This is a genomic window from Lysobacter firmicutimachus (assembly GCF_037027445.1).
Lineage (GTDB): Bacteria > Pseudomonadota > Gammaproteobacteria > Xanthomonadales > Xanthomonadaceae > Lysobacter > Lysobacter firmicutimachus.
The window spans coordinates 3,349,629-3,372,234 of record NZ_JBANDL010000002.1 but is presented as its reverse complement, the minus strand read 5'-3'; the positions used below and the strand labels follow the sequence as shown (position 1 = coordinate 3,372,234).

At 70.0% G+C, this 22,606-nt stretch carries 17 protein-coding genes; 11 read left to right on the top strand and 6 right to left on the bottom strand.

Going from position 1 to position 22,606, the window contains the following annotated elements; all coding sequences use genetic code 11:
* Positions 1 to 30 precede the first annotated feature (30 nt).
* From map to dapE, 6 genes are all read left to right on the top strand, one after another.
* Entirely contained in the window at positions 31 to 807 is a 777-nt protein-coding gene (map, locus tag V2J18_RS14635) for a type I methionyl aminopeptidase (RefSeq protein ID WP_064749957.1), read from the top strand.
* Positions 804 to 3,449 carry a [protein-PII] uridylyltransferase gene (gene glnD / locus V2J18_RS14630; protein WP_336132125.1) on the top strand — a complete coding sequence of 882 codons (2,646 nt, stop codon included), beginning with the start codon at positions 804 to 806 and terminating at the stop codon, positions 3,447 to 3,449. The genes map and glnD overlap by 4 nt, the downstream gene beginning before the upstream one ends.
* Positions 3,376 to 4,350 (top strand): 2,3,4,5-tetrahydropyridine-2,6-dicarboxylate N-succinyltransferase, encoded by a 975-nt coding sequence (gene dapD / locus V2J18_RS14625; RefSeq protein ID WP_336132124.1) that lies wholly within the window; start codon positions 3,376 to 3,378, stop codon positions 4,348 to 4,350. Before glnD ends, dapD begins: the two co-directional genes overlap by 74 nt.
* Positions 4,351 to 4,358: 8 nt before the next feature.
* A complete protein-coding gene (locus tag V2J18_RS14620) occupies positions 4,359 to 4,853 on the top strand; it encodes a hypothetical protein (protein WP_336132123.1) in 495 nt (164 codons plus the stop codon).
* Between the two features lie 67 nt (positions 4,854 to 4,920).
* On the top strand, positions 4,921 to 5,280 hold the full coding sequence (locus V2J18_RS14615; protein ID WP_336132122.1) for a Spx/MgsR family RNA polymerase-binding regulatory protein: 360 nt from the start codon (positions 4,921 to 4,923) through the stop codon (positions 5,278 to 5,280).
* Positions 5,277 to 6,428: a succinyl-diaminopimelate desuccinylase gene (gene dapE / locus V2J18_RS14610; RefSeq protein ID WP_064749952.1), complete on the top strand. Its 1,152-nt coding sequence runs from the start codon at positions 5,277 to 5,279 to the stop codon at positions 6,426 to 6,428. The genes V2J18_RS14615 and dapE overlap by 4 nt, the downstream gene beginning before the upstream one ends.
* Before the next feature lie 221 nt (positions 6,429 to 6,649).
* Here the strand turns inward: dapE and V2J18_RS14605 are convergent, their stop codons facing one another.
* Positions 6,650 to 9,067 carry a penicillin acylase family protein gene (locus V2J18_RS14605; protein WP_336132121.1) on the bottom strand — a complete coding sequence of 806 codons (2,418 nt, stop codon included), beginning with the start codon at positions 9,065 to 9,067 and terminating at the stop codon, positions 6,650 to 6,652.
* A gap of 187 nt (positions 9,068 to 9,254) precedes the next feature.
* Here V2J18_RS14605 and V2J18_RS14600 point away from each other — a divergent pair, with 187 nt between their 5' ends.
* Positions 9,255 to 9,386 carry a hypothetical protein gene (locus tag V2J18_RS14600; protein WP_261370241.1) on the top strand — a complete coding sequence of 44 codons (132 nt, stop codon included), beginning with the start codon at positions 9,255 to 9,257 and terminating at the stop codon, positions 9,384 to 9,386.
* 126 nt (positions 9,387 to 9,512) lie between these two features.
* Positions 9,513 to 11,198 (top strand): asparagine synthase B, encoded by a 1,686-nt coding sequence (asnB, locus tag V2J18_RS14595; RefSeq protein WP_336132120.1) that lies wholly within the window; start codon positions 9,513 to 9,515, stop codon positions 11,196 to 11,198.
* A 79-nt stretch (positions 11,199 to 11,277) separates the two neighbouring features.
* On the opposite strand, the gene V2J18_RS14590 is transcribed toward asnB, so the two are convergent.
* Entirely contained in the window at positions 11,278 to 11,748 is a 471-nt protein-coding gene (locus V2J18_RS14590) for a hypothetical protein (RefSeq protein WP_064749949.1), read from the bottom strand.
* A gap of 304 nt (positions 11,749 to 12,052) precedes the next feature.
* Positions 12,053 to 13,219 carry a polysaccharide deacetylase family protein gene (locus V2J18_RS14585; RefSeq protein ID WP_336132119.1) on the bottom strand — a complete coding sequence of 389 codons (1,167 nt, stop codon included), beginning with the start codon at positions 13,217 to 13,219 and terminating at the stop codon, positions 12,053 to 12,055.
* Between the two features lie 170 nt (positions 13,220 to 13,389).
* Here V2J18_RS14585 and V2J18_RS14580 point away from each other — a divergent pair, with 170 nt between their 5' ends.
* Positions 13,390 to 15,210 (top strand): monovalent cation:proton antiporter-2 (CPA2) family protein, encoded by a 1,821-nt coding sequence (locus V2J18_RS14580; protein ID WP_336132118.1) that lies wholly within the window; start codon positions 13,390 to 13,392, stop codon positions 15,208 to 15,210.
* Here the strand turns inward: V2J18_RS14580 and V2J18_RS14575 are convergent.
* Positions 15,207 to 16,100, bottom strand: a complete 894-nt coding sequence (locus V2J18_RS14575; protein WP_336132117.1) for a TolB-like translocation protein — start codon at positions 16,098 to 16,100, stop codon at positions 15,207 to 15,209. The two genes, V2J18_RS14580 and V2J18_RS14575, sit on opposite strands and share 4 nt — an antisense overlap.
* A 44-nt stretch (positions 16,101 to 16,144) precedes the next feature.
* A complete protein-coding gene (locus V2J18_RS14570) occupies positions 16,145 to 16,768 on the bottom strand; it encodes a CGNR zinc finger domain-containing protein (RefSeq protein ID WP_336132116.1) in 624 nt (207 codons plus the stop codon).
* Between the two features lie 299 nt (positions 16,769 to 17,067).
* Between V2J18_RS14570 and V2J18_RS14565 the strand changes: the two genes are divergently transcribed.
* Positions 17,068 to 18,018 (top strand): MBL fold metallo-hydrolase, encoded by a 951-nt coding sequence (locus V2J18_RS14565; protein WP_336132115.1) that lies wholly within the window; start codon positions 17,068 to 17,070, stop codon positions 18,016 to 18,018.
* Between the two features lie 330 nt (positions 18,019 to 18,348).
* On the opposite strand, the gene V2J18_RS14560 is transcribed toward V2J18_RS14565, so the two are convergent.
* The gene (locus V2J18_RS14560; RefSeq protein WP_336132114.1) at positions 18,349 to 19,722 is read right to left on the bottom strand and encodes a trypsin-like serine peptidase; all 1,374 of its coding nucleotides are present in this window, start codon (positions 19,720 to 19,722) and stop codon (positions 18,349 to 18,351) included.
* A 343-nt stretch (positions 19,723 to 20,065) separates the two neighbouring features.
* On the opposite strand from V2J18_RS14560, the gene rnr reads away from it, so the two are divergent.
* On the top strand, positions 20,066 to 22,501 hold the full coding sequence (gene rnr / locus V2J18_RS14555) for a ribonuclease R (RefSeq protein WP_064749944.1): 2,436 nt from the start codon (positions 20,066 to 20,068) through the stop codon (positions 22,499 to 22,501).
* Positions 22,502 to 22,606 lie beyond the last annotated feature (105 nt).

Genomic DNA, 22,606 nt, shown 5'->3' with positions numbered 1-22,606 from the left:
CCGGGGCGTTAATAGGCGATAATCCCGGCCATGGCCTACACCCTCAAAACCCCCGAAGACATCGAGAAGATGCGCGTCGCCGGCCGCCTGGCCGCCGAAGTCCTGCAGGTCGTTGCGCCGCACGTGAAGCCGGGCGTCAGCACCGGCGAACTGGACCGCATCTGCCACGATCATATCGTCAACGTGCAGAAGGCGATTCCCGCCAACGTCGGCTACAAGGGCTTCCCCAAGACCGTCTGCACCTCGGTCAACAACGTCATCTGCCACGGCATCCCCAGCGACGGCAAGATCCTCAAGGACGGCGACATCGTCAATATCGACGTCACCGTCATCAAGGACGGCTGGCACGGCGACACCAGCCGCATGTACTACGTCGGCACGCCGTCGGTCATGGCCAAGCGTTTGGTCGAGGTCACCCGCGAGGCGATGTTCCGCGCCATCCGCATCGTCAGGCCCGGCATCACCCTGGGCGACATCGGCCACGTCATCCAGACCTATGCCGAGTCCGAGCGCTTCAGCGTGGTCCGCGATTACTGCGGCCACGGCATCGGCCGGGTCTACCACGAGGACCCGCAGGTCCTGCACGTCGGCCAGCCCGGCGCCGGGCTCAAGTTGGTGCCCGGCATGACCTTCACCATCGAGCCGATGATCAACGAAGGCACCTACCGGCATAAGACCCTGCCGGACGGCTGGACCGTGGTCACCAAGGACCGCAAGCTGTCGGCGCAGTGGGAGCACACCGTCGCGGTGACCGAAGACGGCGTCGAGATCCTGACCCGCGTGCCCGGCGACGACAACGACTTATGACCGCACCCGTCGCGGCCGACGGCGCCGCGCCCGAAGCCGGCACCCCGGCGGCGATCCGCGCGGCCCTGGCCGCGGTCGACGCCGCCCTGGCCGAACGTTTCGACCGCGACGGCGAAGCCGACATCGACCGCCTGTTGCGCGCGCGTGCCGACGCGGTCGACGCGCAGGTGCGTGCGGCCTGGCGCCGGCATCTGGATCACGGCGCCGGCCTGGCGCTGTTCGCGGTCGGCGGCTACGGCCGCGGCGAACTGTTTCCGCAATCGGACATCGACCTGTTGGTGCTGGCCGAGTCCGAGGCCCAGGCCGCCCAAGCCGAAGCGCTGGGCGCGTTCTTCGCCGCGCTGTGGGACGCCGGCCTGCCGGTCGGCCATGCGGTGCGCTCGGCCGCGCAATGCACCGAGGCCGCGGCCGACCTGACCGTGATGACGGCGATGCTGGAGGCGCGCCCGATCGTCGCCGACGCGGTCGCGCAGATGGCCTTGCAGGCGGCGATCTCGCCGTCGCAGGTATGGCCGGCGCGCGATTTCTTCCTCGCCAAGCGCGACGAACTGCGCCAGCGCCACGCCCGCTACGGCGACACCGCCGACAACCTCGAGCCCAACCTCAAGGAAGGCCCGGGCGGCATGCGCGACGTGCAGACCCTGCACTGGATGGCGCTGCGCATCATCGGTACCGCCGACCTGGAATCGCTGCTGTCGATCGGCCAACTGGGCCCCGACGAGCTGTCCACCCTGGAGCGCGAGCGCCGCGCCCTGTCGCGGCTGCGCTTCGGCCTGCATCTGGTCGCGCGCAAGCGCGAGGAGCGGCTTCGTTTCGATTACCAGAAACTGCTCGCCGAACGCTTGGGCCACGTCGATCACGCCGACAGCCTGGCGGTCGAGCAGATGATGCAGGGCTTCTACCGCAGCGCCGCGCTGGTGTTGCGGATCGGCGAGCGCCTGCTGCAGCGCTTCGAAGAACAGATCGAGGGCGAGGCCCAGCCGCAGCCACTGGAGACGCCGTACGAGGCCTTCGAGCTGCGCCGCGACTACATCGCCGCGCGCGAACCGGACTGGCCGCGCGACGCGCATCAGATCTTCGCCCTGTTCGCCGCCTGGGCCGCCCACGACCGCATCCGCGGCCTGCACTCCCAGACCGCGCGCGCGCTGGCCGAGGCCCTGCCCAAGGTGCCCGGCTTCGATAGCGCCGAGCCGGCGTTGCGCGAGCGCTTCCTCAAGCTGCTGCGCGGCCCGCATCCGGTGCACGCGCTCGAGCGCATGGCCCGGCTGGGCGTGCTGGGACGCTGGATTCCGGCCTTCTCGAAAGTTTCCGGGCGGATGCAGTTCGACCTGTTTCACGTCTACACGGTCGACCAGCACACCCTGGCGGTGCTGCGCAACCTGGCCCGTTTCGCTTCCGGCGTCGCCGACGAGCGCTTCAGCATCGCCCACGAAGTCTGGCCGCGCCTGCGCAAGCCGGAACTGCTGCTGCTGGCCGGGCTGTTCCACGATATCGCCAAGGGCCGCGGCGGCGACCATTCCGAGCTCGGCGCCGAGGACGCGCGCGTGTTCGGCGCGGTCATGGGCCTGAGCGAATCCGACACCGCGCTGATCGAATGGCTGGTGCGCCATCACCTGCTGATGTCGATGACCGCGCAGAAGCAGGACATCGCCGACCCGGAGGTGATCCATCGCTTCGCCGTCAAGGTCGCCGACCGCGAACACCTGGACCATCTCTACCTGTTGACCTGCGCCGACATCGCCGGCACGTCGCCCAAGCTGTGGAATGCGTGGAAGGACCGCTTGCTGGCGGATCTGTACACCGCGACCCGGCTGGCGTTGCGGCGCGGGCTGGAGCATCCGGTCGCCGGCGCCGAGCGCGCCGCGGAAACGCGCGAGGCAGCGCAGGCCATGCTGGCCGCGTTCGGCGCCCGCGACGAGGAAATCGCTGCATTGTTCGCGCGCATGCCGCAGATCGCCTTCCAGCGCGGTCGTCCCGACCAGATCGCCTGGCAGGCCTCGTCGCTGCGCGGGGTCGCGCTCGGCGACACGCGGGTGCGCGCGCGTCCGGTCAGCGCCCACGGCGGCGCGCACGCCGGCGCGCTGGAAGTGTTCGTGCATTCGCCCGACCGCGACGGCCTGTTCGCGGCGATCGTGGCCACCCTGGACCGGCTCGGCCTGGCGATCCAGCAGGCGCGCGTGCTGGACGGCCCCAACGGAGCGATCTTCGATACCTTCGAAGTGGTGCCGACCGATCCGCGCCAGCCGCCGACCGCCGAAGACGTGGAGCGCCGCTTGGAATCGGCCCTGGCCGGAGAACTGGAGCGGATCCAGCCGGCGCGTCGCGCCCAGCCGCGCCATCTGCGCCATTTCCGCATCGCTCCGCAGATCGAGTTTTCCGATTACCGCAAGCACGACGGCGCGGCGCCGGCGCGAACCACGCTGAGCCTGGTCTGCACCGACCGGCCGGGCCTGCTGGCCGACGTCGCCCAGACCCTGCGCAAACAGCGCCTGCGCGTGTACGACGCGCGCATCGCCACCTTCGGCGAGCGCGCCGAGGACGTATTCCAGATCACCGACGGGCGCGACCGTGCGCTCGACGAAACGCAACAGCAGGCCCTGCGCGACGCATTGCTGGCCTGCCTCGAAGGAGACTGTCGATGAGCCCCCCGCCAAGAAGACCACCAAGAAGACCGCGAAGAAGACGGCCAAGAAGAGCCACGAAGCGCCGGGCGCCGACGAGCTGAAGTTCATGATCGACAGCGCCTTCGAGCGGCGCACGATGCTGACCCCGGACGAGATCGAAGGCTCGACCCGGCCGACCGTGGAGCGGGTCATCGCCGGCCTGGAGCAGGGCGAGTTCCGCGTCGCCGAGCCGGACGGCGCGGGCGGCTGGAAGGTCAACGAATGGCTGAAGAAAGCGGTGCTGCTGTACTTCCGGGTCAACGACATGCAGGTGGTCGAGGCCGACCCGGCGCCGTTCTGGGACAAGGTGCCGGCGCGTTTCGAAGGCTACGGCGAAAGCGACTTCCGCAAGCTCGGCGCGCGCGTCGTGCCCGGCGCGATCGCCCGCCGCGGCGCCTACATCGGCAAGGACGTGGTGCTGATGCCGAGCTTCGTCAACATCGGCGCCCACGTCGGCGAAGGCACCATGGTCGATACCTGGGCCACGGTCGGTTCCTGTGCCCAGATCGGCAAGCACTGCCACCTGTCCGGCGGCGCCGGCATCGGCGGCGTGCTCGAACCGCTGCAGGCCTCGCCGACCATCATCGAGGACCACTGCTTCATCGGCGCGCGTTCGGAAGTGGTCGAAGGCTTCGTGGTCGGCCATCACAGCGTGATCGGCATGGGCGTGTTCCTGGGCCAGAGCACCCGGGTCTACAACCGCGCCACCGGCGAGATTTCCTACGGCTACGTGCCGCCGTACAGCGTGGTGGTGTCCGGCCAGTTGCCGGCCAAGGACGGTTCGCACTCGCTGTACTGCGCGGTGATCGTCAAGCAGGTCGACGCGAAGACGATGTCCAAGACCAGCATCAACGAATTGCTGCGCGGCTTGGCGGATTGAGGCCGGACATGCCGGCGGAGCCGCGGCGCATTTCCTCGTGCTCGACCTTCTATTACAAGTGGGTCGGGCCGACGGTTTGGTTGCTCGGGTTGGCGGCGGCCGCGATAACGTTGGCGTGGTCCAACGGCATGTGGGGCGCGCTGATCGTCTTCGCTGCGATAGGGTTGGTCGCCTGCTTCATGTTCGGCATGGAGTCCTGGCGCTTCGCCGACGAGGTGAGCGACGCCGGCGATGCGCTGATCGTGCGCAAGGGCAAGCGCGAACTGCGGGTCGCTTTGCGCAGCATCGTCCAGGTCGATTGCAGCCGGTTTGGGCGACCGACCGTGTTGACCTTGTGGCTGGAGGTGCCGGACGCGTTCGCGCAACGGATCGTATTCGTCCCGATGGGCCCCTGGCCGCTTTTCTTTGGTCGACACCGGCTGGCCGAACAGTTGCAATCGCGCGTGCGCCAGGCGCAAGGACTGCAGGCCGATACCGAAGTCATGAAACCTCGGGCAGCATAGGCGATGCAGCTCGGCAGCAACCGGCGAACCGATTTCCGATCGGGTCGCATTTGATGGACAGCATCTGATGACTACCGTTTACGGACTCAACAACTGTGACACCTGCAAGAAAGCCCGCAAGTGGCTCGACCGCTTCGGCGTCGCCCACGCCTTCGTCGACTATCGCGACAACCGGCAGAGCCCGGAAACGCTGATCGAGTGGAAAAACCAGCTCGGCGGCTGGGACAGCCTGATCAACAAGTCCTCGACCACCTGGCGGACCCTGCCGCCGAACCGCAAGGAGCCGGCCTCGGATGCGGAGTGGAAGCTGCTGTTGAAGGAGTATCCGCAGCTGATCCGGCGGCCGGTGGTGGTCACCGACGACGGCAAGGTGAGCCAGGGCTTCAGCGACAACGGCTTCAAGCAGCGCTTCGGGATCGGCTCGTGAGCGCCGCGTCCAGCGACGTCCTGGCGCTGACTTGCGAGCTGATCGGACGCGCTTCGGTGACTCCGCAGGACCTGGGCTGCCAGGACTTGATCGCGCAGCGCCTGCAGCGCGCAGGCTTCGCCTGCGAGCACCTGCGTTACGGCGATGTCGACAACCTGTGGGCGACCCATGGGGCGGGCGAGGGGCCAACCCTGGTCCTGCTCGGACACACCGACGTAGTGCCTTCGGGCCCGGCCGACAGTTGGGCCAGCGATCCGTTCCGCCCCGAGATCCGCGACGGCGTGCTGTACGGACGCGGCGCGGCCGACATGAAGGGCAGCGTGGCTGCGTTCGTGGTCGCGCTGGAGCGCTTCGCCGCGCGCCATCCCGGCCACCGCGGCCGGGTCGCCTTGCTGCTGACCTCGGACGAGGAAGGCGACGCCATCGACGGCGTGCGCAAGGTCGCCGAGACCTTCCGGGCCCGCGGCGAGCGCATCGACTGGTGCGTCACCGGCGAGCCTTCGTCGACGCGCACGCTGGGCGACCTGTTGCGGGTCGGCCGTCGCGGCACCTTGTCGGCGACGCTGAGCGTGATCGGCGTACAGGGCCATGTCGCCTATCCGGACAAGGCCCGCAACCCGATCCACCAGGCCATGCCGGCGCTGTCGGAACTGGCCGCCCGGAGTTGGGATCAGGGCTACGAGACGTTTCCGCCGACCACGCTGCAGATCAGCAACATCCACGCCGGCACCGGCGCCAACAACGTGATCCCGGGCGAACTGCAGGTGCTGTTCAACCTGCGCTACAACCCGAACTGGGACGCGCAGCGGCTGGAGCGCGAGTGCGAGCGGGTACTGCAGGCGCACGGCCTGGAATACCGTTTGCAGTGGTTCCGCGGCGGCGAGCCGTTCTACACTCCGGAAGGGCCTTTGCGCGCCGCGGCGCGCGAAGTGCTGGGCCGCTTCGCCGGCGCCGCGCCGGAGGAGAGCACCGGCGGCGGCACCTCCGATGCGCGCTTCATCGCGCCGCTGGGAGCGCACTGCATCGAGATCGGCCCGGTCAACGCCAGCATCCACAAGGTCGACGAGAACGTCTCGGTCGCCGATTTGGAGGCCCTGCCGGAGCTGTATCTGGCGCTGATCGAGCGCTTGCTGGTCGAGAACGGCTGAGACGGGCGGCGGCGCGCGATCGCTTCGTTGCGGTTGCGCGCAGGTCGACATCGAGAGGTGTCGACGCCCGCCGGTCGCGGCTTACGCCGCTCCCACAGAAAGCCGGCCGCCCCTGGTGGGAGCGGTGTCCCTCAGGGATTTCCTGCGGTCATAAGCCGCGACCGCGATGCGGCCGAGCGCGGCGGCCGTTTGGATTCCGGACTCGGTCTTGCCGCGGCGGCTCACTCGATCGGCCGCAACCGCAGCGTGTATTTCGCTGTCCCCGGCAGGAACGGCGTGGGCCGCCCGTGCACCCAGTCGTCGTGGCCCGCGCCCCAGAACGGCGACAGCGGGTGGCCGCTCTGGCCGCCGGGCATGTGCACGATGCCGTCGGCCTCGTGGCCCGGCGACACCACCATGCGCTCGGACGCGCCGAAGCTGGGCCGTTGCACGCGCGGCATCGCCGCGTCGCCGGGCAAGCGATCCGGCGGCATGCACAGGGCGCTGCGGGCGAAGCCGGGCAAGGCCGACGCCAAGGGATGGCAGATCGAGGCGGTGTTGTGCTCGCCCCACGTATGCCGGGCCAATTGCGCGGCGGCGCCGGGGCCCGGCGACACTTTAAGTTCGTCCAGCACATCTTGCGCGGCGTGCTCGAGCAGCGCGTCCCAGGACGATTCGTTGCGCGGCAGCAGATGCGCCGGGCGCTGGCTCAACAACGGCCAGATCACCCCTTCGAGCTGTTTGAGGTCGGGCATTTCGAACTGAGCGCCCAGCGCCGCCTGCGCCGGTGCGGTCAGGCCGTTGGCGATGCGGGTGAACACCGCGCGGCGCCAGTTGCGCACCATGCGATAGCTGACCGAGCCCGGTTCTGCGCGGCCCTCCCAGCGCTGCGAGGCCTGGGCCAGCGCGGCCAGCGCAGGCGAGCCGCCGGCTCGCTTCGCGCGTTCGCCTTGCGCCTGCAACAGGCGCCACCAGCGCTGCAGGAACAGCGCCCGGTCGTCGAGCTGGATCGCCAGCAGGTCGCGTTCGCCGAAGCGCTGCTTGGCGAACAGGCCGTCGCGGATCTGGCCGGCGCGCGCGCCGAGCACATAGTCGCCCTGGCCGATGCGCTCCAGTTCCAGGCCGTCGAGGGTGCGCGTGTTCGCGGTCCACAAACGGCCCGACGGCGGCGCCACCAGGTCCGGCGCGTCGGCGGTCTGGATCGCCCAGGGCGGGCAAGTCGGCGCCTGCAGAGGGCGTCCGTCGGCATCGGCGTTCTCGGCCAGCGCATCGGTGCTGCACGAGCCCTCGCGCTCGGGAATCGGGCCGAGCAGGCGCCAGGCGATTTTGCCGCCGCGATCGCCCACCACCAGGTTCTGCACCGGCATCGCCACCGTCCGCGCGGCCTGCAGCGCCTCGTCGACCGAACCCGCGCGCTGCAGCTCGGCCAGGCCGAGATTGAGCGCGCCGGGCAGGTGCGCGCTCCAGCGCAGGGCCAGCGCGCTGCCGTCGGCGTTGTCGTGCAGCAGCGGGCCCCACGGCGTTTCGCGCACGATGAGCTTCTCCGGCGCGCGGCCCGCGACGGCGATGGTTTCCTCGTGCACGCTCAGGCCGGCGCAGGTCGCCGGCCCGGCGTCGCCGGCGCAGCCGGGCTGCAGCGACCAGTCGGCCCAGTCGCCGTAGCTGTTGGTGAAGGCCCAGGCGACGTGCCCGTTGCTGCCGACCACCACCGCCGGCAGGCCGGGCAGGGTGAAGCCGGAAGCGTCGGTGCGGCCGCCCGGCGCGCGCGGGTCCGGGTAGCGCAGGCGTGCGCGGAACCAGATGTTGGGCGCGCGCAGGCCCAGGTGCATATCGTCGGCGACGATGGCGCGGCGGTCGGCGGTCAGGCTGCCGGCGACGGCGAAGTTGTTGCTGCCGATTTCGTCGAGGAAGGGCAAGGGGATCAGCCTGGCCGAGGCCGGCGCCGGCAGTTGGCGCAAGTCCAACTGCTCGGCGCTGGGCAATGCCGCGTCGCCGAACGGCGCGCCGTACAGCGGCGCGTCCCAGGCGCTGCCGGGGTTGGTCAGCAGCGCGAACAGGGCCGGCGGCACGTGCGGCCGGATCCGCCACAACGCCAGCTCGCGCGCGTTGTCGCCGCCCTGCAGGTCGAAATACATGGCATAGCCGACCAGGGCCGAGTCGGCCACGGTCCAGGGGTCGGGTTCGCTGCGCAGCAGCAGGTAGGGCCAGGGCTTGCGCGACAGCCCGCGCAGGCCGGCATTGACGCCGTCGGCATAGGCTTGCAGCAGCGCGGCCTGATCGCCGGAGAATTCGGCCAGATGCCGCTGCACCCGGGCGCGCAGTCGGTGCACGCGATGGCGGCGGTCGAAGTCGAGCGCGCGCTCGCCGAACAGCGCCGACAACTCGCCGGCAGCGGTGCGGCGCAGCAGGTCCATCTCGAAGTAGCGTTCCTGGGCGTGAACGAAGCCCAGCGCGCGCGCGGCATCGGTCTGGTTCGCGGCTTCGACGGTGACCACGCCGAGCGCGTCGCGCTGCACGCGCGCCGGTGCGGACAGGCCGGCAAGGGCGAGTTCGCCTTCCAGGCGGGGCAGGCTGCCGCGCAGCAGCCACCAGGCCGCGACGACGCCGATCAACGACAGGCACAACAGCGCGAGCAGGGCGCGCTTGATCCATTTGGCCATGGGGGTCCTCCGTGGCCGAGCTTAGCTTGGAACGGGATTCGGGATTCGGGATTGGGGATTCGGGATTGGGGATTCGGGATTGGGGATTGGGGATTGGGGATTGGGGATTGGGGCGGCGGGTCGCGGTTCCGGGCGCCGTCGGTCGGGGGCGCTTGCATCCGGCGCCGTCCTCAAGCAGGATCGGCTCATGACTTTCCCGTCCGCCACCGCCGACCGCCGCCGCGCCGCCAGCGCCGGCCGTGCCTGCGCGGCCGTGGCCGACGTGCGCGCCAACAACAATAACCGCAATAACGCCAGCCTCCCGCGGGCCGGCGATTAGCGCGCGCAACACACGCTAACTCGCTCAGGAAGCCCGCACTGCGAAGTGCGGGCTTCTTGCGTTTCAGGCCCCCGAAACGACTTTCACCCACCCGAACCGCCGCTCAACCCTCCTGGAGATGCCCCGATGTGCTCGATTCTCGGTCTGTTCGATCTGCGCCCCGGCGCCGACTTGCGTCCGTTGCGCCCGCTGGCCTTGTCGCTGTCGGCGCGCCAACGCCACCGCGGCCCGGACTGGTCCGGGGTCAGCGTCGATCCGCGCGCGATCCTGGTCCACGAGCGGCTGGCCATCGTCGACCCCACCGGCGGCTCGCAGCCGCTGCGCTCGGACGACGGCGAACTGGCGCTGGCGGTGAACGGCGAGATCTACAACCACCGCGAGCTGGAACAGCAACTGCGCACCGCGTACGCGTTCCAGACCAAGTCCGACTGCGAGGTCATCAACGCCCTGTACCGCGAAGGCGGCGAGATCAGCGAATGGGTGGGCCGGCTCAACGGCATCTTCGCCTTCGCCCTGTGGGATGCCGCGCGCGGTCGCTATGTGATCGCGCGCGATCCGATCGGCGTATGCCCGCTGTACTGGGGCCACGATGCCGATGGCCGGCTGTGGGTAGCCTCGGAGATGAAGGCGCTGGCGCGGTTGTGCGACGACGTCGCGCCGTTCCCGCCGGGCCATTACTACGACAGCGAGGTCGGAGTGGCGGTGAAGTATTACCAGCGGCCGTGGCGCGAATACGAGGCTGTGCGCGGGGTCGATGTGTCGCTGCAGGAACTGCGCGAGGCGTTCGAACGCGCGGTGCATCGGCAGATGATGAGCGACGTGCCCTACGGTGTGCTGCTCTCCGGCGGGCTGGATTCCTCGCTGGTCGCGGCCTGCGCGGCGCGCTTCGCCCGGCGCCGGATCGAGGAGGACGACCAAGCCGAGGCCTGGTGGCCGCGGCTGCATTCCTTCGCCATCGGCCTGCAGGGCTCGCCCGACCTGGCCGCGGCGGAGATCGCGGCCCAGGCGCTGGGCACGGTCCATCACGGTTTCACCTACACCTTCGAGGAGGGCCTGGACGCGCTGCCGGACGTGATCGCCCATATCGAGACTTACGACGTCACCACCATCCGCGCCTCCACGCCGATGTTCTTGCTGGCGCGGCGGATCAAGGCGATGGGGGTGAAGATGGTGCTGTCCGGCGAAGGCTCCGACGAGATCTTCGGCGGCTATCTGTATTTCCATAAAGCGCCGAACGCGCGCGAGTTCCATGAGGAGCTGGTGCGCAAGCTCGACGCGCTGCACAGCTACGACTGCCTGCGCGCCAACAAATCGATGATGGCCTGGGGCGTGGAGCCGCGGGTGCCGTTCCTGGACGTGGAATTCCTCGACGTGGCGATGCGCATGGACGCGCAGGCCAAGATGGTCGACAAGGCCGCCGGGCGGATCGAGAAGTCGATCCTGCGCGAGGCCTTCGAAGGCTACCTGCCCAAGGAAATCCTGTGGCGGCAGAAGGAACAGTTCAGCGACGGTGTCGGCTACGGCTGGATCGACGGTCTCAAGGCGCACGCCGAGGCCCAGGTCGGCGACCGCGAGTTCGCCGCGGCGGCGGTGCGTTTTCCGATCAACACGCCGCAGACCAAGGAAGCCTACTACTACCGCAGCATCTTCGAACGCCATTTCCCCGGAGAGGCCTGCGCGCAGACCGTGCCGGGCGGCAAGTCCATCGCCTGTTCGTCGCCGGCGGCGATCGCCTGGGATGCGGCCTTCGCCAATGCCGCCGACCCGTCCGGACGAGCGGTGGCGGGCGTGCACCAGGCCGCGTTGGTTTGAACGGAAAAGCATCGGGCGCCTTGTTGGCGCCCGATGCGAGAGCGATACGGTACCCGCATCGCTGCGGGCGCCGCGCCGATCAGGTGCCGCAGCGCGGCCAGCTGACGGTCAGGGTCTTGATGTCGGAACCGCCGTTCGGACAGGCGACTTCGACGATCGCCTTGCCGGTCAGTTCGCAGGTCGAGCTGCGGAACACGGTCAGCCCCTTGCGCGCCGGCGTGCCGGGGAAGCTGTAGGCGCCGTCCAGCGACTGCGAATCGGTGGTCACCGGGACGCCGTCGTGACTGCGGCCGGAGACCTGGGCGGTGACGATGTACCAGGCCGGCGCCGGCGCCGGCGGGCTGAAGCTCGGGCGCACGCTGGCCTTGGCGACCACGGTGGCGGTGCTGCCGCTGTTGCCGAAATCCAGCCACAGGTCGGCGGTGTAGGCATTGCAGATACGGACGTGATCTTCGGCGTCCGGCGGCGGCGTGGCGGCCGAGGCCAGCGGCGCGGCGAGCATGAGCAGGGCGGTGGCGGCGAAAGCCGCGAGCGAGCGATGCTTGGTCATACGCAGATCCTTGCGTGATGGTTTGAATGCGCGCGGAGCGACAGCGGATGTTCGCCGCCGCAGGTCCGTCGCGGTTGGGAACGGCACGCCTGCAGTGGCGGGCCGAAGCGCATTCTGAGCCCGCGTCGACGCAGCGGATGCGACGTTCTGACGGCCGCGCGACAGTTCTAAAAACTCGCGCGGCGTCCAGCGAAACCGTCGCAGCGAGCGCGGTTTCGTCGCGTTTTTCGGCCATGGCCGCCGATGCCGCGCGAGCGTCGGCGGCGGCCGTGCAGGCCGATTGCGCGAGCGCGTGCCGTTGCGCTCAGCCCGCGGCCGCGGGGTAGCGCTTGCAGTCCACCCACTCCAGGCCGGCGCCGCGGGTCCGCTGCAGCAGCCACGGCAGCGCCTGGCGGGCCTTGTCGTGCACGTCGTGGAACAGGATCGTGCCGCTCCGCCACAGCAGCATCAGGCTGAGCAGGCGCTGGCCGACCGCGTCGGCCGATACCTTGGGGTTCCAGTCCTGGCTGTCGATGTTCCATAAAGCCACGCGCAGGCCTTGGGCGCGGAAGAACGCGCCGCTGTCGGCCAGGCGTTGGCCATAGGGCGGGCGGAACAACGGCACGTAGCCGGCGCCGACGCGTTGCGCGACCAGGGCGCTGCTGCGGCTCACCGAGTCCTGCCATTGCGGCCAGCGCGCGTGCGACTGGTGTTGCCAGCCGTGCGAGGCCACGCACATGCCCGCGTAGAGCCGGGCGGCGTCGTCGCTGCGCCGCTGCAGCGATTCGCCGAGGACGAAGAAGGTGCCCTGCAGCCGCAACTCGCGCAAGGTGCGCAGCAGCCGGTCGGTGTTGCCGCCGGACGGGGTGGGGCCGTCGTCGAAGCTGAGCAGGAAGCGGCGGTCGCCGAGCTCGCTGCCGTCGGACTCGATCGCCGAGTAGGTGTCGATTTCGCTGCTGACCCGCGGAAACAGCGCCGCCAGGCGCAATTGCTCATCGAGGTAGACGCGATGGAAGCGCGCCGCGTCGGCGTACCAGGCCGCGTAGGCCGGCTCCGGCGCGGCCTCGAAGCGCAGGGCGAGGCCGCGCAGCGCCGCGGCGTCGCTGGCCGGCGCGCAGAATGCGTCCGGGGGTGAGCAGGTGCGCAGCGCGTTGCGGTAGCCCGCGGCCAGGCGTTGCCAGAAGCGGCCGCGGATGCGTTCTAGCGCCGGCCGGTCGATCTGCTTCAGGCCCAGGCGCGCGCGCAAGGTCGCGTCGTCGAGCGTCTCGCTCAGCGCGAGCTGGCGGGCGAAGGCGAGGATCTCGGCGCGCGAGGCGCGGTCGAACGCGGCCGGAGCGTTCAGCGGCTGCGGCCAGGCGCTGCGATCGGAGGCGGCGATGTGGGCCGGCCCCGCGGCGCGTGCCGGCGACGCCGCCGCCAATGCCGCTGCGGCCAGCGCGCCGGCGGCGAACGGAACGACGGCCCGGGCCAGAGAGCGCGCGCAGCGGAGCATGATCGAGTCCTTCGATGGCGGTCGGCAGGCGGCGATCATAGCAACGCGGCGACGGCGAAGGCCCGGCTTAGACTGCATCGGCGCGCCTGCTAGGCTGTCGCAGTGGAGCGCGCCGCCGCGCGGCTCCGACCGATACGACCGATACGATCGATAGGCAAGCGAGGTGGGCGATGGCGGCCGAAGCGCAGGGCAGCGAACTGGTGAAGGTGGTGGTGCTGCTGGCCGCCGGGGTGGTCGCGGTGCCGATCTTCAAGCGCATCGGCCTGGGCTCGGTGCTCGGTTACCTCGCTGCGGGCCTGGCGATCGGTCCGTTCGGCCTGGGCTTGTTCGCCGAATCGCAGGCGATCCTGCACGTGGCCGAGCTCGGCGTGGTGATGTTCCTGTTCCTGATCGGCCTGGAGATGCGGCCCTCGCATCTGTGGAGTCTGCGGCGCGAGATCTTCGGCCTCGGCAGCGTGCAGATCCTGGCTTGTTCGGCGGCGATGACCGGGGTCGGGCTGCTGTTCGGGTTTCCGCCGGTGGTGGCCTTCATCGGCGCGATGGGATTCGTGCTGACGTCGACCGCGATCGTGATGCAGATCCTCGGCGAGCGCGGCGATCTGGCCCTGCCGCGCGGCCAGCGCATCGTCTCGATCCTGCTGTTCGAGGATTTGCTGATCGTGCCGCTGTTGGCCCTGGTCGCGCTGATGGCGCCGGCCGACGCGGTCGCCGACGGCGCGGCGCGTTCGCGCTGGGCAGACATCGGCGTCGCCCTGGCCGCGCTGGCGACCCTGCTCGCCGCGGGCATTTGGCTGTTGAACCCCTTGTTCCGGCTGCTGGCCGCGGCCAAGGCGCGCGAGGTCATGACCGCGGCCGCCTTGCTGGTGGTGCTGGGCGCCGCGCTGTTGATGCAGGTCGGCGGGCTGTCGATGGCGATGGGGGCCTTCCTGGCCGGCGTGCTGCTGTCGGAATCGACTTTCCGCCATCAGCTCGAAGCCGATGTCGAACCCTTCCGCGGCATCCTGCTCGGCCTGTTCTTCCTCAGCGTCGGCATGTCGCTGGATTTGCGCGTGGTGGCGGCGAACTGGCCGCTGATCGTCGGCGGCGTGCTGATCCTGATGCTGACCAAGGCCGTCTGCATCTATGGCGTGGCGCGGGCGTTGAAGTCCTGCCACACCGAGGCGCTGGACCGCGCAGTGCTGATGGCGCAGGGCGGCGAGTTCGCCTTCGTGCTGTTCTCGGCCGCGGTCGGCGCGCGCCTGCTCGACGCCGAGACCGGCGCCAACCTGACCGCGATCGTGGTGCTGTCGATGGCGCTGACTCCGATCGCGATCCTGCTGCTGCGCCGGCTGGCGCCGAAGGCGGCGTTGTCGCTGGAAGGCGTGGACGAGCCCAACGGGCTCAGCGGCAGCGTGTTGCTGGTCGGCTTCGGCCGCTTCGGTCAGGTGGTATGCCAATCGCTGCTGGCGCGCGGGGTCGAGGTCTCGATCATCGACACCGACGTGGACATGATCCAGAGCGCGCAGAGCTTCGGCTTCAAGGTCTACTACGGCGACGGCACCCGCCTGGACGTGCTGCACGCCTCCGGCGCCGACACCGCGCAGCTGATCGCGATCTGCATCGACGACCGCGCCGCGGCGACCACCACGGTGCAACTGGTGCGCCACCAGTTCCCGCAGGCCAAGGTGCTGGCGCGCAGTTTCGACCGTGAGCACGCCTTGGAGCTGGTCAATGCCGGCGTCGATCTGCAGGTGCGCGAAACTTTCGAGTCGGCGATGCGTTTCGGCGAGGCCGCACTGGTCGAACTCGGGGTGCCGGCCGACGAAGCGAGCGAGGTGGTCGCCGACATCCGCCGCCGCGACGCCGAGCGCTTCGAACTGGAACTGGTCGGCGGCACCCGCGCCGGCGTGCCGCTGCTGTACGGCAACATGCAGCAGACCCCGCTGATCGCGCCCAAGCCGCGCGCGGGCGCGGCCGGGGCCGAAGCGCCGGCCGCCGGTCCAGCGAGCTAGTCGCTGCCGCTGCGCCGCGGAGACGGCGGTCCACCGCAGGCAGGCGGCCAGCGCCGGTCGGGCGCGTCGACCAGATCGAGCAGGAACAGTTCGCCGGAACGCTCGCCGTCGGCCTGGGCGAACAGCAACCGGTCGCCGGCCGGCGACAGCAACGGCCCGACCTGGAACACGTCTTCGCGCGCGGGCAGGCGGCCGCGTTCGCGCCAGGCGCCGCGCTCGCGCTCGAACCGGTACAGGTGCGAGCGGTCGCCGCGGTCGATCACCGCGATCAGCCGGCGGCCGTCGCGCGAGACGTCGGCCTCGTACTCGTTGGCGGCGCTGCTCAGTGGTGCGCCGAGATTGACCGCCGTCCAGCGTCCGGCGGCATCGGTTTGCGCGACATACAGATCGCCTTGGCCGTGGCCGCCGTCGCGGCTGGAGCCGAAATAGAGCCGGCCGTCGGCGCCCGGGCGCGGCAGCAGCTCCGAGGCCGGCGAGTTCACCGGCGCCGGCAGGCGCCGCGGCGCGGACCAGCCGCGTTCGCCGCGGCGCTCGACCACGTAGATATCCAGATCCTCACGACGCGGGTCGTGGCGCGAGGACACGAAGTACAGCCGGCGGCCGTCGGGGCTGAAGGCCGGGTCGGCGTCGATGCCGGCCTCGGGGCTGGCGAACGCCGGTGCGCGTGGCGGCGACCAGCGGCCGCGTTCGCAGCGCGAGTGCAGCAGCCGCCAGCGGGCGAAGTTGCGGTCGCTGCGCATGAACACGATGTCCTCGCCGTTCGGGCTGAACGTGGGCGAGGATTCGTACTCGTCGCTGGACAAGGCCGGTGGGGTCCAGCGCATCGGCACCGGTCCGGCCGCGGACGGTGCGGCGCAGACGGCAACGGCGACCAGCAGGGCGAGCGCCATCGACGATCGATGAAACCGGAGGGGCGGGCTGCGCATGGGGGCGCCTATTCGGCGTCGCGATGACGCTGCTGGAACCGGCGCGCCTTGGCGACGTTGCCGCAGGTGGCCATGTCGCACCAGCGGCGGCGGCCGTTCTTGGAGGTGTCGACGAACACCCAGCCGCAGTCGCGGCCGTCGCAGACGCGCAGGCGGTCGATGCGCGGGTCTTTGAGCAGGTCGATCGCATAGGCGGTGATGACGTGTGCGATCAGGTCCAGGCCCGAGCGCTGCGGCGACCACTGCGTGCGCAGCCGGCCGCGGTCGGACACCAGGCGCGCAGCGCGCGAGGCGTCCAGGCGGGCGCGATCGATCGCGTCCAGCGCGCTCGCGTCGGGCGCGCGGCCACCGGCCGACGCGTACAAGACTTCGCACAAGGCCTCGCGCAGTTGCTTGCAACGGGCCAACGCCGCCGCGGCCTGGGCCGGCGATTCGCGCCGCAGGACGTCCAGTCGGCTGAGGTCGGCCTCGGCGAAGGCGCCGCTGCGCGCGGCCCAGTCGAGCAGGGCCGGATAGCCGTCCAGCCAATCGCGCGGCTCGCTGTCGCGCGCGGTGACGGTGTTGACCAGGTCCAGGGCCGGATCGCCGCCGACCAGATCGGCGGGGCGGAAGTCGTGGGGTTCCAGGCGCATGGCGTTCCCTCGTGGATGAGCGCAGCGTAGAACGGGCGCTTGTAACCTGCAATATCGAATTGAAGGGTTTTGATCGGATCGCGAACCAGGAGGGGCGGTCGCCGACGGCTTATATGTCCGATATAAGCAACAGATAATCGACTTGTGCGCCATTTTTGGCGCTGTTTCGGTCAATTATTCTGCCTCGCATGCCGGCCATCGCTCCGGTCACCCGCCCTCGGCGCCGGCGCCGGTATACCGGCCGCAGCTGCGCCGAATCCGTTGCTCCGTCCGACCACGATTCTTACGAGGCCATGTCCATGATCCGAACCCGCTTGTTTCCCGCTCTGGGTGCCGCCTGCCTGAGCCTGGGCCTGATCGCCTGCCAACGCGAGGCCGAGCCGGTCGCGCCGGGCGCTACCGCGGCGGCGGACGATGTCCCCGTCGTCGCCGAACCCGCCGCTGCGCCGCTGCAGACCGAGGTCTACAACCCCGGCGAGAAGGGGCTGTTCCAAGTCGCCTCGGTGCTGGTCACCGGCGCCAAGGACGCCGTGCTGATCGACGCTCAGTTCTCCGCCGCCGACGCGCGCCGACTGGTCGAGCGGATCAAGGCGTCGGGCAAGCGCCTGAGCGCGATCTACATCAGCCATGGCGATCCGGACTACTACTTCGGCGTGGACACCCTGCAGACCGCTTTCCCCGAAGCCAAGATCCTGGCCACCGCGCCGACGGTCGAGCACATCCGCAGCACCCAGGCCGCCAAGCTGGCGTACTGGGGCCCCAAGCTCGGCGCCGACGCGCCCAAGCGCATCGTCGTGCCGGAGGTGCTGCAGGGCGACCGCATCGAGCTGGAAGGGCAGAGCCTGCAGATCGTCGGCCTCGACGGCCCCAGCCCGGACCGCAGCTTCGTCTGGATACCGTCGATCCGCACTGTCGCCGGCGGCGTGCCGGTGGTCGCCGGCGAGCATTTGTTCATGGCCGACACGCAGACGCCGAAGTCGCACCAGGATTGGTTGGCGACGCTGGCGAAGATCGAAGCCTTGAAGCCGGAGAAAGTGATTCCCGGCCACTTCGCGCCGGGTTCGGCGCAGACTCTGGACGCAGTGCATTTCAGCGCCGGCTACATCCGCGCCTTCGACGAGGAAGCGGCCAAGGCCCAGGACGCCAACGCGCTGATCGCGGCGATGAAGCAGCGCTACCCGCAGCTCGGCGGCGACCTGTCGCTGGAGATCAGCGCCAAGGTCGCCAAGGGCGAGATGCCCTGGCCCTGATCGCCGCCGCTGTCGACCGATCGGTGCAAGCAACGGCCGCTGCCTGCGCAGCGGCCGTTCCGTTTTCTTGCACAATCCTGTGACCGCCGCGGTTGCGTGCCCGGCGCAACCCGCTTGTAGGAGCGGAGTCAGCCGCGACGACCGGAACGGCGAGATGCCACGCCCGTACCCGAAACCCTGATCGTCCGGCCCAGGCGCGCAACAAACGACTCCTCGCTGGGCCGGTCGCGCTCGCGTACCTCTCTGCGGGTGCCGCGGCTTGCGCCGCTCCTGCAGGAGGGCGAGCGATGCGCCGCCCGCCGCGCACGGCGGCGGACGGCGCGGGGCCGGTCACGGGTTGAAGTAGCTCGACACGCTCGAGTAGATGTCCGAGAAGCGCGAGTAGTAATCCGGATCGCGCGGCGCGCTGCAGTAGGAATAGCCGCCGTAGAGGCCGCCGCGCAGTTGATAGCCGCCGCTGCCGGTCACGGTGAACAGGCCCGAGCCGGAGGAGCCGCCTTCGGTGACGCCGGTGTTCCAGACCACGCGATACAGCGGCGATTTGCCGTCGATCGAGGTCGACAGGCCGGTCACCGAACCCAGCGAGTATTTCTTGACGTCGCCGGCGGGGTGGTGAATGCCCTCGATCGCGGTGCCGGTCGAAGCGATCGCCGAGCTCGACCAGCCGGCGTAGACGGCGCCGGCCGGCGGCGCGGTTTTCAGCTCCAGCAGGGCGGTGTCGCGGGTGCGGTTGGCGTGGCGCAGATAGGCGCCGCCGCTGAGCGTGGTGTAGGCCGGATTAACCGTGCTGCCGCCGCAGGTGGTGACGTCGTAGAACCAGTAGGTCTGCAGCGAATTGGCCACGGTCTGGGTGCTGATGCAGTGCGCGGCGGTCCAGAACAGGCGCTTCTTCGGCGAGTGATTGTTGTTGAGCAGGGTGCCGGTGCACAGGTAGGTGCCGCCGCCGCTGGTGAAGGTCATGCGCGCCACCGACTTGGCGGTGGAAACGAAGCCCGAGGGCGGACTGGTGCGGCAGACGATGTCCTTCTCGCAGTAGTCGCTTTCGCCGACCAGGGCCTGGAACTCGCGTTCGCTGGCGACCGGGCTGACGTCCAGGTGCGAGAGCTGCGGGACCTTCAGGCGCAGGCCGTCGCGGCGCACGCCCTTGGGCAGGACGATTTCCACGTTCAGCGTGTCGCCGGCCACCAGCGGCGACCAGCCGATCGCAGGGCCGGCGAACTCGGCGCCGCGGGCGGCGAACACGCGGCCGTCGTTGCCGGCGAAGTGCAACAGCGCCGCCGCCGCGCCGGCGCCGCGCAGCGACAGACCGGCGCGCAGCGCCACGGCGGTTTCCGAACGCAGCTCCAGGCGCGCCGCCTGCCCGCCGTCGGCCAGCGGTCGCCAGTTGAGCGTGCGCAGATCGATGTCGCTGCGGGCGACATCGCGGGCGAAGCCGATTTCCAGCGGCTGGCCGTGCTTGTCCTGCTGTACGCGGCGCTGCTTCAGCGCCGAACGTTCCAGATCGGTGGGACGCATCAGGCTAACCGGGCGCACCGCGCCGGCTTTGGCCGAGAGGACGAATTCGGCCGCGCCCATGGCGGCGGCCGAGGGAGCTTCGACGACCGGCGCCGAATCCATTTCGGCCGCCGCCGGCGGTGCAGCGTGAGCCGACGCAGCGGACAGGCCGGCGAGCAGCGCGAGGCAAAGCGCGTTCTTGCGGATCATCGTGCGATTTCCTTGGAGGTCTGGAGGGAGGTCGGCGGGGCAGCCGCCGGTCCGCGCAAGCCGCGGACGAGGCGACCCTAAGCCGCGCCGCAGGCCGGTTTTGTGCGGTGGTCGGGGCTTCGCGCAAGCGCCGCGAGCGCAAGCGGGCGGGGGAACATCGGTGCGGAGGATCTGTGCGCGCCTTTGCACATCGGCATGTGCCGTGGCGCGCCCGGCAGGCGTTTCGCGCAGCGTGCTTTGACGCAGCGCAACGCGAGCCTGGCTTGCGACCGTGCGTCGGACGGCCGGACCGCCGGGGCCGGCCCCGACGCCGCGTTCATGGCAATGTGCGACCATAGCCGCCATGACCAAAAAACCGAAGAGCAAGAAGACCGGAAAGACCGGCGGCAAGACCCCTTCCCATACCACCGCCGGCAAGTCCGCCGCCCCGCGCAGCCGCAAGAGCGCGACCCCGCGCCCGGCCTGGCTGCCGGAGAATCTCCAGCACGGGCCGGCCAAGAGCCCGCGCAAGAAATCCTCGGCTCCGGCCGATGCGCCGCGAGCGCCCGCCTACCACGATCCCTATGCCGAGCGCGAAGCGATGCGCTACGCGCAGCCGATCGCCAGCCGCGAGCTGATCCTGCAGACCCTGATCGCGGCCGACGGCCCGCTCACCGCCGAGGATCTGGCCGAACGCCTGCACCTGACCGACCCCGATCGCGCCGAAGCGTTGGCCAAGCGCCTGGGCGCGATGCTGCGCGACGGCCAACTGCTGCAGAACCGCAAGGGCGAATTCGCTCCGGCGGCGCAGATGGACCTGATTCCCGGCGTGGTGATCGCCAACCCCGACGGCTTCGGCTTCCTGCGCCCGGAGGCCGGCGGCGACGACCTGTTCCTGCCGCCGTTCGAAATGCGCAAGGCCATGCACGGCGATCGCGTGCTGGTCAGCGTCACCGGCGTCGACCGTCGCGGTCGCCGCGAAGGCGCGATCGTCGAAGTGCTGGAGCGGCGCCTGAATCGCCTGATCGGCCGTTTTACCCTGGAGCAGGGCATCAGCTACGTGGTGCCCGACGACCGCCGCATCCAGCGCAACGTGCAGATTCCGCCGGACGCGCGCATGGAGGCGCACAACGGCCAGTTGGTGGTGTGCGAACTGGTCCAGGCGCCCGATCCCAAGCGACCGCCGATCGGCCGCGTGCTGGCCGTGCTCGGCGACAAGCTGACCGCCTCGCTGGCGGTGCAGGCGGCGATCCACGGCCACGAGATTCCCGACCAGTTCCCGCAGGCCACGCTGGACGAAGCCGCCGCGGTGCCGCTGACCGTGCCCGAATCGGTGGCCGCCGGTCGCGTCGACCTGCGCGCGATGCCGTTGGTGACCATCGACGGCGAGGACGCCAAGGATTTCGACGACGCGGTGTATTGCGAGAGCAACCGCAACGGCTTCCGCCTGGTGGTCGCGATCGCCGACGTTTCGCATTACGTGCGGCCGGGCACGCCGCTGGACGAAGAGGCGCAGAAGCGCGCGACCTCGGTGTACTTCCCCGGCTTCGTCGTGCCGATGCTGCCGGAGACCCTGTCCAACGGCATCTGTTCGCTGAACCCGAAGGTCGACCGGCTGTGCTTCGTCTGCGACATGCAGATCGACCGCGACGGCCAGGTCGGCGAATCGAAGTTCTACGAAGCGGTGATGAATTCGCATGCGCGCCTGACCTACACCCAGGTCTGGAACGCGGTCGGCGACGTGCCGGAGGAGGCCAAGGCCGAGGCGCAGGCTCAGATCGGCTCGCTGCTGCCGCATATCCAGCGCCTGCACCAGCTGTACCACGTGCTGTCCAAGGCGCGCGCCAAACGCGGCGCGATCGAGTTCGAATCCGGCGAAGTGCGCTTCGTGCTCGGCAAGGACGGCGAAGTGGTGCAGGCCGGCATGCTGCAGCGCAACGACGCGCACAAGCTGATCGAGGAGTGCATGATCGCCGCCAACGTCGAGGCGGCGAAGTACCTGATCGCGCGCCAGGTGCCGGCGCCGTTCCGCATCCATGAGCGCCCGCCGGAACAGAAGTACGCCGACCTGCAGGAGTTCCTCAAGGAGTTCAAGCTGCGCATGCCGCCCTGGACCCAGGTCGAGCCGCGCGACTTCACCGCCTTGCTGAAGAAGATCCGCGAGCGCGCCGACGCGGCGCTGATCGAGTCGGTGCTGCTGCGCAGCCAGAGTCTGGCGGTGTACGCCCCGGAGAACGTCGGCCATTTCGGCCTGGCGCTCGAAGCCTACGCGCATTTCACCTCGCCGATCCGGCGCTACCCGGACTTGCTCGTGCATCGCGCGATCAAGCATGCCCTGAGCGGGGCCAAGCCGGCGTCCTACGAATACTCGCCGCGGCAGATGGCCGCGTTGGCGCTGCAGTGCTCCGAACGCGAACGCCGCGCCGACGAGGCCGAGCGCGAGGTCGACGAGCGCTACCGCGCGGCGTGGATGGAGCAGCACGTCGGCGGCCAGTTCGCCGGCACCATCAGCGGCGTGACCAGCTTCGGCTTGTTCATCGAGCTCGACGAGTCCAAGGTCAACGGCCTGGTCCACGTGACCCAGCTGCCGCACGACTACTACCACTTCGATCCGATCCGCAAGACCTTGCAGGGCGAGCGCACCGGTCGCGAATTCCGGCTCGGCGACCGGGTCGAGATCATCGTGCTCAAGGCCAGCGTGGAAGACCGCAAGATCGATTTCCGGCTGGTCGAGGAGCGCGGGGTCAAGCCGCTGCCGCCGCGCGGGCAGCCCGCGAAGCGGGCCAAGCAGAAGTACTGAACCGTCGGTTTCGCGTCCTTCCCCGTCCTCGTGCGTTCGAGGCGGCGGCCCGCCCGGTCATAGCCGGACCATCGCCCCCTCACGCAAAGGGGGCGAGCGCCGTGC

Bases quoted from the DNA above. Each gene is read 5' to 3' on its own strand.
- map (WP_064749957.1), top strand. From the start codon at position 31: ATGGCCTACACCCTCAAAACCCCCGAAGACATCGAGAAGATGCGCGTC.
- glnD (WP_336132125.1), top strand. From the start codon at position 804: ATGACCGCACCCGTCGCGGCCGACGGCGCCGCGCCCGAAGCCGGCACC.
- V2J18_RS14620 (WP_336132123.1), top strand. From the start codon at position 4,359: ATGCCGGCGGAGCCGCGGCGCATTTCCTCGTGCTCGACCTTCTATTAC.
- V2J18_RS14615 (WP_336132122.1), top strand. From the start codon at position 4,921: ATGACTACCGTTTACGGACTCAACAACTGTGACACCTGCAAGAAAGCC.
- V2J18_RS14605 (WP_336132121.1), bottom strand. From the start codon at position 9,067: ATGGCCAAATGGATCAAGCGCGCCCTGCTCGCGCTGTTGTGCCTGTCG.
- V2J18_RS14600 (WP_261370241.1), top strand. From the start codon at position 9,255: ATGACTTTCCCGTCCGCCACCGCCGACCGCCGCCGCGCCGCCAGCGCC.
- asnB (WP_336132120.1), top strand. From the start codon at position 9,513: ATGTGCTCGATTCTCGGTCTGTTCGATCTGCGCCCCGGCGCCGACTTG.
- V2J18_RS14590 (WP_064749949.1), bottom strand. From the start codon at position 11,748: ATGACCAAGCATCGCTCGCTCGCGGCTTTCGCCGCCACCGCCCTGCTC.
- V2J18_RS14585 (WP_336132119.1), bottom strand. From the start codon at position 13,219: ATGCTCCGCTGCGCGCGCTCTCTGGCCCGGGCCGTCGTTCCGTTCGCC.
- V2J18_RS14580 (WP_336132118.1), top strand. From the start codon at position 13,390: ATGGCGGCCGAAGCGCAGGGCAGCGAACTGGTGAAGGTGGTGGTGCTG.
- V2J18_RS14575 (WP_336132117.1), bottom strand. From the start codon at position 16,100: ATGGCGCTCGCCCTGCTGGTCGCCGTTGCCGTCTGCGCCGCACCGTCC.
- V2J18_RS14570 (WP_336132116.1), bottom strand. From the start codon at position 16,768: ATGCGCCTGGAACCCCACGACTTCCGCCCCGCCGATCTGGTCGGCGGC.
- V2J18_RS14565 (WP_336132115.1), top strand. From the start codon at position 17,068: ATGATCCGAACCCGCTTGTTTCCCGCTCTGGGTGCCGCCTGCCTGAGC.
- V2J18_RS14560 (WP_336132114.1), bottom strand. From the start codon at position 19,722: ATGATCCGCAAGAACGCGCTTTGCCTCGCGCTGCTCGCCGGCCTGTCC.
- rnr (WP_064749944.1), top strand. From the start codon at position 20,066: ATGACCAAAAAACCGAAGAGCAAGAAGACCGGAAAGACCGGCGGCAAG.